A 17,024-nucleotide genomic window follows, 5' to 3' on the forward strand; every position below is an offset into this window, starting at 1 on the left:
TATATTTGCTTTCATGTCGCCTTCCATCATGATGAAAAAAAAGGGGAATCTTATGCCCAGATTTAATCTGTTTCGTAAAATCATACTATTCATATTTCTCATGCTCATTCCGATACTTGGATTATATTGGTATTCCAACCAGACCACCACTCACGTACTGAGCGATGAGCTGAGCCAGTCCAATACCAACCAGCTTGTCTTTTTTCAGAACCAGGTGAATAACCAGATTGATTTGCTCGCTTCCTGGCCGAACCTGCTTCTGCACGATCCGGACATTTCCAGCTTCCGGGATCTTTATCTGGACGAACGGTATCTGAAGCTGGATGAAATTAATCTAATCAAGAAGATCCAGACCAAGCTGAGCATCCAGGAGAGTTCTTCCAATTGGCGGAGTAATCTATCTATCTATTCTCCCTCATTAAATCGAGTGGTGACGGACAACGATGCCGGCTTCTATTCACATAAAGAGCTGAAGGAGAAGATTGCTCCGGGCTGGCAGGTCATTCCGGGGAACGAAGGGGACTCATGGGATTACCAGTTCGTCTGGTACTCGGTCTCGCCATACACAGCTAACACTTCCGGTCAATTTCATACGGTCATCAAGGTAGAGTTTGACAGCCGAAATATCCAGGATATGCTGGACCGCATCAAGAGCGATGGAAGAGGTGATCCCTTTTACTACAAGCCGGACACCGGAATCATTTACAACCGAAGTGCCGATCAGGAGATTATCCGCCATATGATCACACAGCTGGAACAAGATCCCATGACCGCGCCTTCTGAAAGCCGCGTCAAGGAAGTGAATGGCAAAACCTATGCAGTCAGCATGGCCGTCTCAGAAACGACAGGCTGGGTCCTGATTGACTATCTTCCGCTGTCCGACATTATGGAGCCGATCGTTATATCCAACCGGCTGTTCTATATCACGGTTGGTGCCCTGCTGCTGATGAGCTGTCTCGCAGCATATCTTCTCTACTCGCGGGTTCAGGTTCCCATCAAACAGTTGATTCACGTGTTCCGCCGTCTGCAGGCGGGGGACTATACGGTTCGGATGAATGAAACAGGACACAATGAGTTCAGTTTTTTGGCCACCCGGTTCAATCATATGGTGGAGCAGATTCAGGAGCTTTTTGAACGGGTGTATCTGGAGAAAATTCATGTTCGGGAGGCGAAGCTGAAACAGCTTCAATCGCAGATTAATCCGCATTTTTTTTATAATTGCTTCTCGTTCATTACGAGCATGGCCAAGTTAAAAAAATTTGAAGCCGTAATTGCGATGTCGCACAACCTGTCCCGTTATTTCCGGTATACAACCCGGCAGGAGAGGGAGCTGGTTCCATTGAGTCACGAAATCGAATTTGTTACCCATTACCTGCAAATTCAGCAGATGCGAATGAAGCGGCTGGAGTACCGAATCAGGGTGGATGAAGATGCAGACAAGCTGCAAATTCCTCCGCTGGTCATACAGCCGCTGGTAGAGAATGCGGTCCTGCACGGCATTGAGCCCCGGTCGGGACACGGGGAGATTGCCATTACGTTCAGGATCGAGAGAACAATGGCTTACATTCAGGTGGATGATAACGGGATCGGGATGAATGCTGCCGAGCGGGAAATGTTGGAGCAGCAGCTTACCCGTCCAATGGACGAGAACATGGGATGCGGGGTTTGGAATGTATATCAGCGGATGAGGCTGCGTTTCGGTGAGGAGGCTGGTGTATATTATGATGCCTCTCCAGAAGGAGGCGTGCGTGCTGTGTTGTACTGGCCGCTCTCCGGATGTACCGCAGAATCAGGGAGGAAGCAGGAGGTAGGCAAGGATGAATATCTTACTGGTTGATGATGAAAGTTACGTGACGGAAAGTTTGTATCAGACCATTCCCTGGGACAGCCTTGGTGTGAGCGAGGTACATCAGGCTGTGTCTGCTCTGGAAGCCATCGACCTGCTGGAAGAGCGGGAGATCGATATTGTGGTGACAGATATCCGGATGCCGGATATGACAGGACTGGAATTAATCGAAACTATAACGGAACGATGGACACAGGTTCGCTGTATTCTGCTAACCGGATATTCCGATTTTGAATATGCCAAGCAGGCGATTCGGCTGCAGGCGGCTGACTATATTCTCAAGCCTGTAGATGATGAGGAGTTCATTCAGAGCGTAGAGTCAGCCGCAGCAGCAATCCGGGAGGAACGGGAGGAACTGGAGAAAATCCATCATTTGCGATACAGCCGGAAAACAGACCTTGCTATTCTCCGAACCACACTGATGCATGATCTGGTTTTGGGACGGAACCTGCCCCGGACCGTTCTTCACCGGAATCTGGAGGATTACGAGATTCCGCTGCATATGGATAAGCCGGCCGTCATGCTCCTGATTCAGCTCGGGACATCTTTTACCGGCATGGATGACCGTTCGATTACGCTGATGGAGTACGCGATCGGTAATATCGCGGAGGAGATCTTTAGAGATTGTTTTCGGGTCTGGCCAGGCAAAGCGCCTCATCACGGCATGATTCTGCTCGTACAGGGCAGGAGTGATCCCCCGGAATATATCAGTCCCGGCCTTCTTGAACCGTGTATCACCCTGTTTCAGCAGTCGGTGAGCAGCTATCTGAAGGGTGAGATTTTCGTATGGGTCACGGAAACATTTCTTTTCCCGGCAGCGACGGCCGAGGTGTACCGAGCAGGATTGGAAAGGATGTATACCGGATCCCTGAGGGACGGGCCGTCAGCAGGAGCTGTGACCGGAAATCATTCCAGGCAGCCGGATCGAAGTATGCAGGCAGTACACAGTCTTGCACACCCTCCGAGCCTCCTGCATTTGCTGGAGAGCAGCCAGTGGGATCAGGCACGTGAAAAACTTGATGCTGCTTTTGCTCAGATTGAAAACGCCTCCAGCGGAAGAATGCCGCTGTACGAGCTGTTCCTGAGTGTAGCGAATGCTTGCATGTATATCGCTCACAAGCGAGGATATGATATCCATCAGCTGGACCAGGCCTCATGGGATCCGCTGTATATTCAGCAGATTGTGCAGTCTGTACCCAAGCTGAAAGCCTGGTCCCATGACATGCTGCAGAAACTGGGGAATCTCTCCCTGGACCAGGTCACAACGAGCAAAAGCCATATGATCAAGCAGGTACAGGAGATGGTAACGACAGATTCCGGTCACGATCTGTCTGTGAAGACGATTGCGGACCGCGTGTTCCTGCATCCGGTCTACCTTTCGAAAATATACAAATCCGAGACCGGAGAAGGTCTCGGTGATTATATTATCCGCAAGCGGATGGAGCGGGCTGTGTATCTGCTGAAGCATACCAATAAGAAAATTTATGAGATTACAGCCGAACTCGGTTATCAGAATCCGCAGTATTTCAGCAAAATGTTCCGAAAGCATTACGGCATGACGCCTAACGAATACCGGGACCAAGGATGATTGCGAAAGGTGCAGAAATCTTCGATTCGTGACATATCCTGGGGATAAGAGGCCCTCTATAATAAAACTTGTAGTTGATCAGGTACAAGGGGGTACGTTCAATATGAAACAAAGAAAAAAATGGATGCCGGTTCTGGCATCGCTGGTACTGGCAGGAAGCCTGACAGCATGCTCCGGCGGCAGTGAGGCAGAACAGCCGCAGACGCCGTCTGCTGAACCGAAAAGCGAGAACGTTTACAAAGAGAAATATGATCCTGAAGTCACCATTTCCACCGTCTGGGGTATCGATCCGACCCTCCAGTACAAGAATGGAGAAACGATTGAGAACAACGTAGCTACCAAGTGGGCTAAAGAGAAAATGGGCATCAACATCAAGACCTTATGGTCCATTACCGATACGAACGGAGCATTTGGGACCAAGCTGCGTTTATCCATGTCATCCGGTCAGGACATGCCGGATATCGTGACGCTGGGTAATGAGAATAACCAGCTGGCACAGGATTTGATTGATTCCGGCATGTTTGCGGATGCGGGAGCCTTGTTCGATCAATACGCGTCAGATAATTGGAAGAAAGCAATGGATCTGGATCCAGGTGTATGGAATCAGTACACCCGAGATGGCAAACGAATGGGCATTCCGGTGCTGGATTATGCCTATAATCACGACTATGTGCTGTGGATCCGTCAGGACTGGCTGGATAAACTCGGCATGAGTGCGCCAAAGACGATGGACGATTTGGAGAAGGTTATGGATGCATTCCGCAATCAGAATCCTTCTGGACTGGCTCCGGATAAAGTGACGCCGCTGAGCATTGGCTTCAAGACATCGATGAACACCTGGATGGCAGATCCGTCCTGGATCTTTGGGGCTTACGGTACGCTGCCTCAGCAATGGAACGAGGGAGCCGACGGCAGCCTGGAATACGGTTCGGTAAATCCTGCTATGAAGGAAGGACTGCTCAAACTGAAGGAGTGGCTGGAAAAAGGATATATTCCAAAAGAAGCTGCGCTTTGGGATGAGAACAAAACGGCTGAACCGGCGGTAGCCGGAACGGCGGGGATTATTCCAGGACCTTATTGGATGAGCGGCTGGCCGCTGTCCGATACGGTGAAGAATGACCCGGATGCTGTATGGAAACCAATTCCGATTCCTGTAGGACCGGACGGTACCGCTATGCGTCATGGCACGCATTATACAAATGGAGTTACGCTGATCAATAAGGATATGGAACATCCCGAAGCGTTCTTTACGTATCAGAACTATCTGTTCGACAATTACGCTTCTGCCGGACCGGGCAGCGAATTTGAGAATGGATTGTTCGAAGGATATGACTATCAGTTGGATGAGAACGGAAAAATGATCCCGAATGACGAGATTGACGGTGGGTTTGTGAATGCACTCCGTTACCTGCTGGTCCGTGACGGTGCCCGCATTCCGGATGCGCAGATGAAGGCGCTGATGAAGCTGGCAGACGGTGCAGAACCGGAATCCCGACTTGAGAAAGAAGTTGCTGTGAATTACGGTAAAGATACGCCGGAAGCAGCCAAGGTACTGCTGTCCCAAGAGGAGATTTCCAAGAAGAACCTCTTTACAGGTCCGACAACGGAAACGATGAAGTCCAAGTGGGATTACCTGACCAAGATCGAGAATCAGATTATGAATGAAATCATTTACGGCAAGCAGCCAGTGGACGCGTTTGATACCTTCGTTCAGACGTGGACAGCGGGCGGCGGTGAACAAATTACGAAAGAAGTTAACGAGTGGTACCAAAGTGTGAAATAAAGCCACTGCATGAGAAGAGCGGTCCGCAAGGGCCGCTCTTTTATCATTTCGGGTTGATGAAAAAGAGATTGGGATTCTGCCATTTATATTGGTTTTGTGGGCTACTTCGAACTTCCAAAGCGCTTCATAATCAAGAGGTAGATTGATATTACGGGAGGATCTTTGCATATGAAAAGGATGAAAAAAACATGGCCGTTTCACGTGATGCTGCTGCCAGCGGTCATCTGCCTGTTCTTGTTCAGCTATCTGCCGATGGGCGGCATCATCATGGCTTTTCAGAATTATAAGCCTTGGCTGGGACTGAGCGGATCGGAATGGGTGGGACTGGACAACTTCCGGTATTTATTTGAAAGACAGGATAGTATGCAGGTCATTTTAAACACACTGGTCATTGCCGTTCTGAAAATTGTATTTAACCTGCTTATACCGTTCGGGTTCGCTATATTGCTGAACGAAGTCCGGAAAACGGCAGTGAAAGGAACCATTCAGACGCTGGTTTATCTGCCGCATTTTCTGTCATGGGTCATCCTTGGCGGGATTCTGATCGAAATGCTGGCTGTAGATGGTTTTGCCAATCGTATTCTTGGCATGTTCGGAGTGGACCCGATCTTCTTCCTGGGGGATAATAACTGGTTCCGATTTACGGTGATCATCTCGGATGTATGGAAAGAATTCGGTTATAACACGATTGTGTTCCTGGCCGCTCTGGCGGGGGTAAACCCGACGCTGTATGAAGCTGCCGAGATGGATGGTGCGAGCCGATTCCGACAGACGCTACATATTACAATTCCTTCCATGCTACCGATTACAGTAGTGGTAGGCACCTTGGCACTTGGTAATGTTTTGAATGCCGGGTTTGATCAGATCTTCAATCTTTACAACCCGCTTGTATATGAGAAGGGTGATATTATCGATACGTTTGTTTACCGGACGGCGATAATCAATGGAGAGATGGGATTTGGAACGGCGATCGGATTGTTCAAGTCAGTGATCTCTATGATTCTGATTCTTGTGTCCTACCGCATGGCCTACAAATGGGCAGGATACCGTATATTCTAGAAAGAAAGAGGGGTTAGCCCGTGTATTACAAATCACTCGGATACCGCGTATTTAATGTGTTTAATATTGGCTTTCTGATCTTCCTGGCCGTTCTGTGTATCGTACCGCTAATCCATGTCCTGGCCATCTCCTTCAGTTCCAAGGCAGCTGCTGATGCGAGCCTGGTGGGACTGTGGCCTGTGGAGTTTTCGATTGAGGCGTATAAAAAAACGATGAATAATCCGGCTTTTCTGCGCTCGATTCTGATTTCTGTGGCACGGACCGTACTGGGAACGGCAGTTACGCTGGCCGTTACTTTCCTTGCTGCTTATCCGCTGTCCAAAGATAATTCGGTGTTCCGCAGCCGCAGCTTCTACTCCTGGCTGTTCGTGTTCAGCATGATTTTTAATGGCGGTCTGGTGCCGTTTTATATTGTGATTCAAAAGCTGGGACTGATCAATTCCTTCTGGGTTCTTGTCCTGCCGGCCACGGTGAACACCTTCCTGGTCATTCTAATGCTGAACTTTTTCCGGGGGATTCCAAAAGAACTGGAAGAGGCTGCGCTGATCGATGGCGCTGGTCATTTCAAAACTCTATTCCGCATTTACCTGCCGGTATCGCTGCCATCGATCGCAACCATTGCGCTGTTCAGCATGGTGTTTCACTGGAACTCCTGGTTTGACGGACTGCTGTATTTAAACGATTCCCGTGATTTTCCACTGGCTACCTTTTTACAGACCGTCATTATACAGCGGGATATGAGTTCAATGAGTATGAGTCCGCAGGAAATGGAGCTGATTTCGCAGACTACGGTCAACGCGGCCCAGATTTTCATTGGGGCACTGCCCATATTATTGGTATATCCGTTCCTTCAGCGCTTTTTTGTGAAGGGAATGACCCTAGGTTCGGTGAAAGAGTAAAGAGACATAATGTAAGACCAAACGAAGGAGGTTTGTTTCATGGTAAAATCCCGAAAATATGACCCGATCAGCCCGCGTGTTCCTCATATGCTGCACGGTGCTGATTATAATCCAGAGCAGTGGCAGCGCTATCCTGAAGTGCTGGAAGAAGATATCCGGCTGATGAAGCTGGCCGGCTGTAATGTGATGTCTGTCGGTATTTTCTCCTGGGTATCCCTGGAGCCGGAAGAAGGCGTGTTTACCTTTGAGTGGCTGGATGAACTGCTGGATCGTTTTGCGGCAAATGGAATCTATGCATTCCTGGCCACGCCAAGCGGAGCAAGACCTGCGTGGATGTCGGAAAGCTATCCTCAAGTGCTGCGGGTTGGGGCTAACCGTGTACGCAATTTGCATGGGTTCCGTCACAACCACTGCTATACCTCTCCTGTGTACCGGGAGAAGGTTACGATTATGAATACCCGGCTGGCCGAGCGATACAGCCAGCATCCGGCCGTGATTGGCTGGCATATTTCCAATGAGTTTGGCGGTGACTGTCACTGTTCTTACTGTCAGGACGCGTTTCGGACGTGGGTTCAGGCCCGTTACAAGTCACTGGATGAGCTGAATCACAGCTGGTGGACCGCATTCTGGAGTCATACAATCACACGCTGGAGTCAGATTGAATCCCCTGCACCGCATGGGGAAACCCAGGTGCATGGCATGAACCTGGACTGGCGGCGGTTTGTCACCGAGCAGACAGCCGATTTTATCCGCCATGAAATAGAGCCGCTGAAGGCTGCCAATCCGGAACTTCCGGTTACGACCAATCTTATGGAATATTATGAAGGATTAAATTATTGGAAGTTTGCTGATCTGCTGGACGTCGTCTCCTGGGACAGCTATCCGACCTGGCATGATCAAGGCGGAGATGATGCGGAGCAAGCGGCCCGTGTTGCGATGATGCATGATATCCTCAGGTCCATCAAAGGCGGCAAGCCATGGATGCTTATGGAGAGCACGCCAAGCTTGACGAACTGGCAGCCGGTCAGCAAGCTGAAGCGTCCTGGTATGCATCTGCTCTCTTCTCTACAGGCGGTGGCTCACGGATCGGATACAGTGCAGTATTTCCAATGGAGGAAGAGCCGTGGTTCCAGTGAGAAGTTTCATGGTGCTGTTGTGGATCATGCCGGTCATGAGCACACTCGGGTGTTCGCCGATGTAAGCGATGTCGGCAGTCATCTGAAGCAGATGGATGCTGTTGTCGGGACGAGTGTTCCGGCGGAAACAGCGATTATTTTTGACTGGGAGAATCGCTGGGCAGTGAATGACGCACAGGGGCCGCGGAACATGGGTGTGAAATATGAGGAGACCGTTCAGGCTCATTATCGCGCGCTGTGGGAATTGGGGACGGCGATTGATGTGATCGATATGGAGCAGGATTTTTCCGGTTATAAGCTGCTGATCGCTCCGATGCTGTACATGGTCCGTCCAGGTGTTGCGGAGCGTATTGAGACATTTGTGCAGAACGGCGGCACCTTTGTTGCGACGTACTGGTCCGGCATAGCCGATGAGACCGACCTCTGTTTCCTGGGAGGTTTTCCAGGTCCGCTTCGTAAAACCCTTGGCATCTGGTCCGAGGAGATGGACGGACTGCATGATCATGATATGAACGGGATCGTGACCTGTGCCGGGGAGGAATTCAATCTGCGGGAAGAGTACGATGCTGTGGAGCTGTGTGATCTGATCCATCTGGAGACGGCGGAGGCGCTGGCGGTCTACCGTTCCGATTTCTACGCAGGCCGTCCTGCACTTACCGTTAATCATCTGGGACAGGGCAAAGCCTATTATATCGCCTCCCGAAACAAGGAGCCATTCCATCGGGATTTCTACAGGAAGCTCGCGGAGGATACAGGCGTACGCCGTGCGCTGCCAGTGGATCTGCCTGCCGGTATCAGCGCTTCGGTCCGGACGGATGGCGAACGGGATTATATATTCGTCATGAACTTTACCGGAGAGAATCAGGTGCTCAGCCTGGGTGAGCTGCCGTACAGTGATCTGTTAAGCGGTGAATCAGCAGGACATGAGGTGGAGCTGGAGGCATACGGTGTGAAGATTTTGACGGGGAGAGCTGCGGAGCAGAAGGAACCGGCCGGGTATGATCCAGCGTTCGCCAAAGGTGCTGACATCAGCTGGGTAATCGGGATGGAGGCTCAAGGCTATACATGGAAAGACCGAGAAGGTACCGAACGGGACATTTTGGACATTTTGATTCAAGACTACCAGATGAATTCGGCGCGAATCCGTGTTTGGGTGAACCCCGATATGAACGATTATCTGAACGGCTATATGAATGCTGAGAAAGCGGCAGAGCTTGCGGTACGTGCGAGCAGCAAGGGAATGCGCATTATGCTGACCCTGCACTACAGTGATTCCTGGGCCGATCCCGGACAGCAGAACAAGCCGAAAGCCTGGCAGCAATTGTCCTTCTCGCAGCTGGTGAATGCCGTGCATGACCATACCGTCAGCGTGATGGAAACCATGAAAGCACACGGGATTACCCCGGAGTGGGTACAGGTGGGCAATGAGACGGATCATGGCATGCTGTGGGATGACGGTAAAGCTTCGGAGCATATGGATCAATATGCAGCTCTAGTGAGTGCGGGCCATCAAGCGGTGAAATCCGTCAGTCCGGTCACACAGACACTGGTACATGTCTCCAACGGATATGATCAGCAGTTATTTCAGTGGAATATCGGCGGTCTGATGGAGCATGGTGCTGCATTTGATGTACTCGGCATGTCCTTATATCCCGAACAGGGAGAAAGCACAGCTAAAGTAAAACAGCTCATGGCCAACGCTGAGCATATGGCAGCATCATACGGCAAGAGCATCATCATCTCTGAAATCGGGATGGACTATAACCTGCCTGAGGAGTGCCGGGCGTTCGTTCATGCTCTGAACCACGAAATCAAAACTATGCCGGAGGGCAAAGGTCTGGGCGTGTTCTACTGGGAGCCGCAGGCCCCTCCGGGTTACAATAACGGCTATAACAAAGGCGCATGGCAGACAGACGGCAGGCCGTCCATTGCATTAGAAGGGTTCCTGGAATAGATCGAAAAAGTCACCTCGTCTTATCGGCGAGGTGACTTTTTTAGTTCTAAAGGAGGGGTATGTGAGTCTTTTGTCGAAGTTAACAGGGTGAAAATTATACAAATTAATGGGAGATAAGACCTATGTCAGATAAATTGTATCGTTGGTTTAAAATTATATACGCCATTCAGGCAAGACCAGGCATAACGGCACCGGAGCTGGCTCTGAAATGTGAAGTTGATGTGCGCACCATATATCGTGATCTCCGTGCGCTCGATACATTAGCACCTATCACGAACGACGGTTATGGGAAAGGCTATACATTCGCAGGCGATTTTGCCGTATACCCATTAAACTGGACGCAGCAGGAAGAGCTGGTGTTTACCATGCTGCCTTCCATTGTGGATAAAACCCAGCTGCCGCCGGGCTTTGACAGTGCTTATGATAAAGTTATGGCCACATCCGTGCGGGAAATGCGCCGGGATCAGGAGATCCTCCAGCATGTGGCGGACATCATCCAGATGGGCTCTCCTGCATACCGTGAGGATTCGCCGAATTATCTATTGGCGGTAATCCAGGCCGTTTTGTCTGGAAGGTCACTTACCGCCATCTATCATACCCAGAGCCGCAATGAACTGACAGAGCGTGAGATCGATCCGTATTATCTCATCCCGCGTGACCAGCGGTTTTATCTGATCGGCTATTGTCATATGGCACAGGACATTCGCACCTTTCGGCTGAGCCGCTTCCGCAAACTTGAGATGACCGCGCGCAGCTTTGAGAAAACAGATTTCAATCTCCAGAGCTATATGAAACACACTTGGTCGATCGAGCGCGGCAATGAACAGATTGCTTTCAAGGTGTTATTCACACCGGAAGTCGCCAGATATATAAAAGAAGAAGAGATGTTTGTGAGACCGCGCATGACGGATCTGAAGGACGGGAGTCTTTTATTTGAGGTCACGCTCAACCATGACCGGGAATTTCTAAATTGGCTCAGCCAATATGGTCCGGATGCTGAGATCCTGGAACCAGTAAGATACCGTACGATTATGCATGAGCGGCTGGAGAAGTGGCGTGCTTTGTACAGCGAGGAAGTCAGGGTGTGATCAGGCGGACGAAATAAGCTTGAAAAACAGCCTTATGTACGGATGAGAGCAGGCCTGCTAGCTCCAATGTTAAAAGACGCCAAACCAAAACTATCAATCTACCTCCTGTAGTGATATACTCTTTCCACGATGTTTTGTGTGTCAGATGAACCCATCCAGAAAGGCAGCGGTGCCGTTCATAGCTTCATTTTTTTTGTAATAAAAATAAGGTTATTTTTTTAATCAAACTCAGGAGGACGAGCGGTCACATGTTGAAGACGGATTTTGTTGATGTGCTGTCAGTCATTTCACAGAAATTATATAACGCAGCGGCCCAGGTGATGGATACGGCCAGCCGGATGATTCCGGCCAATACGTTTTGTATTGCGAACTTGGACGATATCTCCACCAAGGTGCTGAAGGCGTACAACCGCGACAAAATCATTCTGGGAGAGGGACTGGTTGTCGAGAATGCGGAGTCTTATTGTGCACTCGTCACCGAGCATGCCCAGGGACCGCTGGTCATTCATAATAATCTGACCCACCCGTTAACCCGGGAGATGGATGCCACTCAGTTTGTTGGAGGCTGTTCCTTTATCGGCGTACCGATTCGAGATGAGCGGGGCGAGGTGTATGGTTCCCTCTGTTCCTTCGATCAGGATTTTTATAAATATGAAGAGAGAGATGTCGAGCTTCTGCTTTCTTTATCCACTTTTTTTACGGGATTGCTGGAAATGGAAGCCACACTACAGCAGCTGCGGGAGGCTGAAGAGGCCGCTGCCCAAGTCATGGAAGAGAAGAATAACCTGCTTGCCGTGCTCAGCCATGAAATCCGCACGCCCATAAACGGTGTGATCGGCATGGCGGATCTTCTGCAGTCGACAGAACTGACAGAAGACCAGACGCTGTATGTGGATGTGATTCAGAAGAGCAGCACCAGTCTGCTGGGGATGATGGATCATATTCTGGAATATTCCAAAATGGAATCCGGTACGATGACGCTGGATGAACGTGCGTTTACGGTCAGCGACATCATGAATCATGTTCTGCAGTTATTTGCTCAAGATGCGAAGAACAAAGGTCTGAAGCTGCAGGGCATCTTTGACGCTAAAATGGATGCCGCATTGATCGGGGACAGCCATAAGCTCACCCAGATCCTGATTAATCTGCTGGGCAATGCACTGAAGTACACGGAGGCAGGAGAAATAAATCTGCTGATCCACATGTCTCTGGAGCAGCAGGGCACTGCCTCTATTACCTTTGAGGTACAGGATACGGGCATCGGCATTCCTGCAGATCAGCAGGAGCGCCTCTTCCGCTCTTTCTCCCAAATCCGCGATCAAAGGAATACCAAAAAATACAGCGGTGCCGGATTGGGCCTGTCCATCTGCAAGCAGCTGGCAGAGCTGATGGGCGGCAGGGTATGGCTGGAGAGTTCCAGTAGCGAAGGAAGCCGGTTTATGTTCCACATCCAAGTGCCGACGGCATAAGACGAAGTGCCGGACATATAAGCACGATGCAAAACATAGAAACGGATCACATATTCCGATATCGGAGGACAGATCCGTTTATTTTTGCGTGGTCAGGTCTGCTTCTGAATAACGTTTTCCCTGTACATCTTGCGCAGAATGGTGTATATTTCAACAAGCTTGTATTCATAATGGTGACATACACAACACGCAGATTTCACGCCTATATTGGGGCGATCATTATAACTGAAGACTGGCAGACGAAAGGAAGAAAAAAATTGGAAAACGAACCACAAGTAAACGGCGAACAGCCGGTAGAAGACCGCTATAAGGAGCTCAAAGCAGCGGCGAACCGGACAGCGGATTGGCGTGTACGCCTTCAAGCCGTAGCGGACCTGGGGGCACTGGACAATCCCCACGCGGTGGATGTGCTCATGAACCGGATGGTCAACGATCCGGTATCCCGGATACGGATGGCTGCATATGAGCAGCTGAAAGGACTCGGCGAAGAGGTAGAGAAGCCGGCGCATCGTCCGGAGGAGCCTGTCAAAGGACTCACCAAGATGCTGATTCGCATTAAGAAAAGCCTTCCGAAAGACCACAGCTATGAGCTGTTTAAGGAAAAGCTTAAAAAAATGCGAATTGACGTCTACGACACGTATGAAGGTGAAAAAGGCGAAGATTTCGATACATGGCTGGAAGCCAAGTGGGCTGAGCTGCGCACATAGGTTTCGGGCACACGCAAAGCTGGGAGAGGTGTTTCCCCGCACGGGAGATACCTTTTTTGTGTGCGGACTGTACAATTTTCCATTTTCGTGGATTAAGCATAGGATAAGCTGGTATACTGGAGAGCAGAGCAGGATGATTCAAGGGCGGGGTGAGACCATGAGTAAATCTAAAGGTAAGGGCGGAACAGGCCGCGGAACCGGCAAGAAAGGCTGGAACCGCTGGCAGGCCAGTGCCAACCGAGCCAAGAGCGCACCAAAGCCCTACAAGAGCAAGGGAACGAAAAATAAGGACAGTGAGAACGAATCCAGTCATCCAAACGAGGATCGGCCGAATAAGATGTAACGTTGTCCGGAGGTTTAACAAAAAACACTATCTAGGAGTGGTCATTTGAGAAGACATCAACCTATGTCGTTTGACGATTTGCTGAAAGATCTGCAGGGCCAGAAGGACGTTCAGGAGGACCCGAACAATATCTCGCTAAGCAAGCTGTTTAATGATTCCTTTATGCGTAAGCATACCCGTCACCAGAGTTTTGATGAGTTTAATGAAAAAGGCAACTTCCAGGTGCAGACCTACGAAGATGTCTCCAATATTCTGGAAGAGCTGTATGATCGTCATGTGGCGCGCGAGACGGACTTCAGAGACTGGAATCACATGCTGGACACAGCCAAAAAAGAGTACAATCCATCTTAAATAAAGCACCACGTAAAACCCTGTCCTTGTAAAAGGCAGGGTTTTTTGTTGTTGCGAAATTTTCGGGCAGATATCGAACCTTTAGGTCCATCGGGCGGCCCACAGCTTCATTTCTTTACAGATCACGTGCAGATCCATGCCTTTCGGAGTGAGGGTGTACTCCACGGTTACGGGTACGGTTGGAAAAACTTTGCGTTCCAGCACACCCTGATCTTCCAGATGACGGAGGGTACTGGTCAGGGCCCGGGGGCTGACGTCCGGAATCTGCTTCTGCAGCTCACCAAAACGTTTGGTGCCGCAGAACAGCTCGCGGATCACGAGAAATGCCCATTTTCCGCCCAATACGAGCAGTGTTTTTTCAATATTACATTCAATATGTTCCGGCTGTTTCGGGACATAACTGCTGGCCTTATTCGCCAAGAAAATCGCTTCCCTTCCACCTTTTCTCATACTATACCAGAGTATAGCAGCTATCCTCTATATAATATAGTGAAAAACATTTCACTTCTTTTAAAAGAGTAGAAACTGTCATAGAATAGCAGACACAGGTCAGAGCACCATAAATTTTAGGAGGTATGCACAATGAAATATAGAAAACTGGGACGCAGCGGACTAAAGGTCAGTGAAATCAGCTTGGGAAGCTGGTTGACATATGGCGGTTATGTAGAGCGTGAAAATGCGGTTCAAGCCATTAAGACTGCGTATGATTTGGGCATTAACTTTTTTGATACAGCAAATGTCTACGAAAGAGGCGCAGCCGAGGTGCTTGTAGGGGAAACGTTGAAAGCGTATCCGCGGGAATCCTATGTGCTTGCAACCAAGGCATTTTGGCCGATGGGTGAAGGACCCAACGACCGCGGGCTTTCCCGGAAACATATCATGGAACAGGCTCATGCCAGCCTGAAGCGGCTGGGACATGATTATGTGGATATTTTTTACTGTCACCGTCATGATCCGGAAACGCCGCTGGATGAAACGCTCCGAGCACTGGATGATCTGGTTCGTCAAGGCAAAGTGCTGTATGTGGGTGTCAGTGAGTGGCAGGCTTCCCAGATCGCAGAGGCCATGACGGTGGCGGATCGTTATCTGCTGGACCGGATTGTCGTGAACCAGCCGATCTACAACATGTTCGAGCGTTATATTGAAAAAGAAGTGATGCCGCTGAGCGAGCGTGTGGGCGTGGGACAGGTTGTATTTTCACCGCTGGCACAGGGTTTGCTGACAGGTAAGTATACCTCTGCTTCCGATATTCCGGAGGACAGCCGGGCAGCCAAGCTGGATTGGATGCGTAAAGGCATCACCGACGAAAAAATTGAGAAGGTCCGCCAATTGGAAGGAATTGCGAAAGAACTTGATGTATCGGTAGGCAACCTGGCTTTAGCCTGGATTCTGAGCAAACCGAATGTCGCCAGCGCGCTGGTTGGCGCAAGCCGTCCGGAGCAGGTGACGGAGAATGCAAAAGCATCGGGTGTCTGCTTGAGCGCTGATGTGCTGGAGAAGATTGAGGAGATTTTGAAGTAGAAGCTGTAGTGATTATATAAGGAGGAGATCTCATGACTAAGGTTGTGGTAACCGGCGGCAGCGGCATGCTGGGCCGATGGGTGGTCCGGCAGTTTGTAGAGCACGGTTATGAAGTGGTGAACGTGGATACCCGTCAGCCCGAAGAACGGTTATGTCCGACTCTGCTGGTGAATCTGGAGGATCTGGGCGAGACTTACAGCGCGCTGGCAGGTGCGGATGCAGTCGTGCATCTGGCTGCCATACCCGCTGCGCATATCCGCACACCGGAAGTAACGTTCCGCAACAATGTCATGTCTACCTACAATGTACTTGAAGCGGCAGCAGGTCTTGGCATCTCCAAGGCCGTCATCGCGTCCAGTGAGTCGTCATACGGGATTGTGTTCGCCGTACATCCGCCAGCACCGCAGTATGTGCCTGTCGATGAGAATCACCCACAGCTTCCCGAAGACAGCTACGGGCTGTCCAAAGTGGTCAATGAGCAGACAGCAGAAATGTTTCACCGCCGGACCGGTATGCAGGTTGTATCCCTGCGGCTCGGTAATGTCATTCCGCCGGAATGGTACGAACGGTTTCCGTCGTTTATAGACAAGCCGGAAGAGCGGGAGCGTATTCTGTGGAGCTATATTGATACCCGGGATGCAGCCGAGGCTTGCCGTTTGGCTGTGGAGGCGGATGGGTTAGGGGCTGTGGCTTTAAACATCACGGCTGATGAGACCAGTATGAATATTGCCAGCCGTGAGCTCATGGCGGCAAGATATCCCGATGTCACCGATCTTCGTGGTCCAATGGAAGGCTATGAAACGCTGCTGTCCAACGCCAAAGCCAAGCAGCTGCTTGGCTGGCAGCCGAAGTACAGATGGCGTGAACAAATATAGTGTAGTAGACGTGGAGTACTGTAACGACTTCACGAGAAATGAGCAGCCTGCGGCTTGTGCGCGCAGGCTGTTTTTTGTGCTGCGTGTGTGCTGTCCTTATTTGCCCAACTGAAATCCAGTGGTCCACCATTAGCAGCGGCCCGAACTGAAGTAGAACAGTAACCCGCCCAAAGCAGCGGTCCGAGCTGAGGTAGAATAGTAACCAATTCAGAAATATGCAGTTTCATGCCTTTAATGGACATACAGTCCGTTAGAGGCATGAAACTCCAAGGTTTTACCCGCTAACGGACCCTCAGTCCGTTAGCGGATAAAATTGCAGCATTTATGGCTGGAAATCAGCTCTAACGGACTGAATGTCCGTTAGATTTCCTGAGCCACCCAAAAAGCCGCGCTAACGGACTGTAT

Annotated in this window: 13 protein-coding genes and 2 pseudogenes; 14 read left to right on the forward strand and 1 reads right to left on the reverse strand. The window is 50.2% G+C overall.

Going from position 1 to position 17,024, the window contains the following annotated elements; all coding sequences use genetic code 11:
* Positions 1–52: 52 nt before the first annotated feature.
* The 12 genes and pseudogenes from HII30_RS04610 to HII30_RS04665 all read left to right on the forward strand — a co-directional run bounded on the left by HII30_RS04610 (position 53) and on the right by HII30_RS04665 (position 14,223).
* Positions 53–1,837 carry a sensor histidine kinase gene (locus HII30_RS04610; protein WP_169503832.1) on the forward strand — a complete coding sequence of 595 codons (1,785 nt, stop codon included), beginning with the start codon at positions 53–55 and terminating at the stop codon, positions 1,835–1,837.
* Positions 1,818–3,434 carry a response regulator gene (locus tag HII30_RS04615; protein WP_169503833.1) on the forward strand — a complete coding sequence of 539 codons (1,617 nt, stop codon included), beginning with the start codon at positions 1,818–1,820 and terminating at the stop codon, positions 3,432–3,434. Before HII30_RS04610 ends, HII30_RS04615 begins: the two co-directional genes overlap by 20 nt.
* A gap of 103 nt (positions 3,435–3,537) precedes the next feature.
* Positions 3,538–5,217, forward strand: coding sequence for a type 2 periplasmic-binding domain-containing protein (locus HII30_RS04620; RefSeq protein ID WP_169503834.1), 1,680 nt, complete (start codon positions 3,538–3,540; stop codon positions 5,215–5,217).
* 168 nt (positions 5,218–5,385) lie between these two features.
* Positions 5,386–6,276, forward strand: coding sequence for an ABC transporter permease (locus HII30_RS04625; RefSeq protein ID WP_169503835.1), 891 nt, complete (start codon positions 5,386–5,388; stop codon positions 6,274–6,276).
* A 20-nt stretch (positions 6,277–6,296) separates the two neighbouring features.
* Positions 6,297–7,175, forward strand: coding sequence for an ABC transporter permease subunit (locus HII30_RS04630; protein ID WP_169503836.1), 879 nt, complete (start codon positions 6,297–6,299; stop codon positions 7,173–7,175).
* Between the two features lie 39 nt (positions 7,176–7,214).
* A pseudogene (locus HII30_RS21440) lies at positions 7,215–9,225 on the forward strand (beta-galactosidase); the annotation flags it as partial.
* A 113-nt stretch (positions 9,226–9,338) separates the two neighbouring features.
* Positions 9,339–10,265 (forward strand): annotated as a pseudogene (locus HII30_RS21555) (glycosyl hydrolase 53 family protein); the annotation flags it as partial.
* A 122-nt stretch (positions 10,266–10,387) separates the two neighbouring features.
* Positions 10,388–11,353, forward strand: a complete 966-nt coding sequence (locus HII30_RS04645) for a helix-turn-helix transcriptional regulator (RefSeq protein WP_169503837.1) — start codon at positions 10,388–10,390, stop codon at positions 11,351–11,353.
* Between the two features lie 248 nt (positions 11,354–11,601).
* On the forward strand, positions 11,602–12,822 hold the full coding sequence (locus HII30_RS04650; RefSeq protein ID WP_169503838.1) for a GAF domain-containing sensor histidine kinase: 1,221 nt from the start codon (positions 11,602–11,604) through the stop codon (positions 12,820–12,822).
* A 257-nt stretch (positions 12,823–13,079) separates the two neighbouring features.
* Positions 13,080–13,529: a HEAT repeat domain-containing protein gene (locus tag HII30_RS04655; RefSeq protein WP_246246104.1), complete on the forward strand. Its 450-nt coding sequence runs from the start codon at positions 13,080–13,082 to the stop codon at positions 13,527–13,529.
* Positions 13,530–13,686: 157 nt separating this feature from the next.
* A complete protein-coding gene (locus tag HII30_RS04660; RefSeq protein WP_169503840.1) occupies positions 13,687–13,872 on the forward strand; it encodes a DUF3934 family protein in 186 nt (61 codons plus the stop codon).
* A 63-nt stretch (positions 13,873–13,935) separates the two neighbouring features.
* Complete coding sequence (locus HII30_RS04665; RefSeq protein WP_169504092.1) at positions 13,936–14,223, forward strand: hypothetical protein; 288 nt, start codon at positions 13,936–13,938, stop codon at positions 14,221–14,223.
* Positions 14,224–14,304: 81 nt separating this feature from the next.
* On the opposite strand, the gene HII30_RS04670 is transcribed toward HII30_RS04665, so the two are convergent.
* Positions 14,305–14,673, reverse strand: a complete 369-nt coding sequence (locus HII30_RS04670) for a winged helix-turn-helix transcriptional regulator (RefSeq protein WP_211184436.1) — start codon at positions 14,671–14,673, stop codon at positions 14,305–14,307.
* Between the two features lie 132 nt (positions 14,674–14,805).
* On the opposite strand from HII30_RS04670, the gene HII30_RS04675 reads away from it, so the two are divergent.
* Positions 14,806–15,744: an aldo/keto reductase family protein gene (locus HII30_RS04675; RefSeq protein ID WP_169503842.1), complete on the forward strand. Its 939-nt coding sequence runs from the start codon at positions 14,806–14,808 to the stop codon at positions 15,742–15,744.
* A gap of 32 nt (positions 15,745–15,776) precedes the next feature.
* Positions 15,777–16,619 (forward strand): NAD-dependent epimerase/dehydratase family protein, encoded by an 843-nt coding sequence (locus HII30_RS04680; RefSeq protein WP_169503843.1) that lies wholly within the window; start codon positions 15,777–15,779, stop codon positions 16,617–16,619.
* The last annotated feature ends 405 nt before the right edge of the window (positions 16,620–17,024 follow it).

The sequence above is a fragment of the Paenibacillus lemnae genome (genome assembly GCF_012933385.1).
GTDB lineage: Bacteria > Bacillota > Bacilli > Paenibacillales > Paenibacillaceae > Paenibacillus_AQ > Paenibacillus_AQ lemnae.

Bases quoted from the DNA above. Each gene is read 5' to 3' on its own strand.
- HII30_RS04610 (WP_169503832.1), top strand. From the start codon at position 53: ATGCCCAGATTTAATCTGTTTCGTAAAATCATACTATTCATATTTCTC.
- HII30_RS04615 (WP_169503833.1), top strand. From the start codon at position 1,818: ATGAATATCTTACTGGTTGATGATGAAAGTTACGTGACGGAAAGTTTG.
- HII30_RS04620 (WP_169503834.1), top strand. From the start codon at position 3,538: ATGAAACAAAGAAAAAAATGGATGCCGGTTCTGGCATCGCTGGTACTG.
- HII30_RS04625 (WP_169503835.1), top strand. From the start codon at position 5,386: ATGAAAAGGATGAAAAAAACATGGCCGTTTCACGTGATGCTGCTGCCA.
- HII30_RS04645 (WP_169503837.1), top strand. From the start codon at position 10,388: ATGTCAGATAAATTGTATCGTTGGTTTAAAATTATATACGCCATTCAG.
- HII30_RS04650 (WP_169503838.1), top strand. From the start codon at position 11,602: ATGTTGAAGACGGATTTTGTTGATGTGCTGTCAGTCATTTCACAGAAA.
- HII30_RS04660 (WP_169503840.1), top strand. From the start codon at position 13,687: ATGAGTAAATCTAAAGGTAAGGGCGGAACAGGCCGCGGAACCGGCAAG.
- HII30_RS04665 (WP_169504092.1), top strand. From the start codon at position 13,936: ATGTCGTTTGACGATTTGCTGAAAGATCTGCAGGGCCAGAAGGACGTT.
- HII30_RS04670 (WP_211184436.1), bottom strand. From the start codon at position 14,673: ATGAGAAAAGGTGGAAGGGAAGCGATTTTCTTGGCGAATAAGGCCAGC.
- HII30_RS04675 (WP_169503842.1), top strand. From the start codon at position 14,806: ATGAAATATAGAAAACTGGGACGCAGCGGACTAAAGGTCAGTGAAATC.
- HII30_RS04680 (WP_169503843.1), top strand. From the start codon at position 15,777: ATGACTAAGGTTGTGGTAACCGGCGGCAGCGGCATGCTGGGCCGATGG.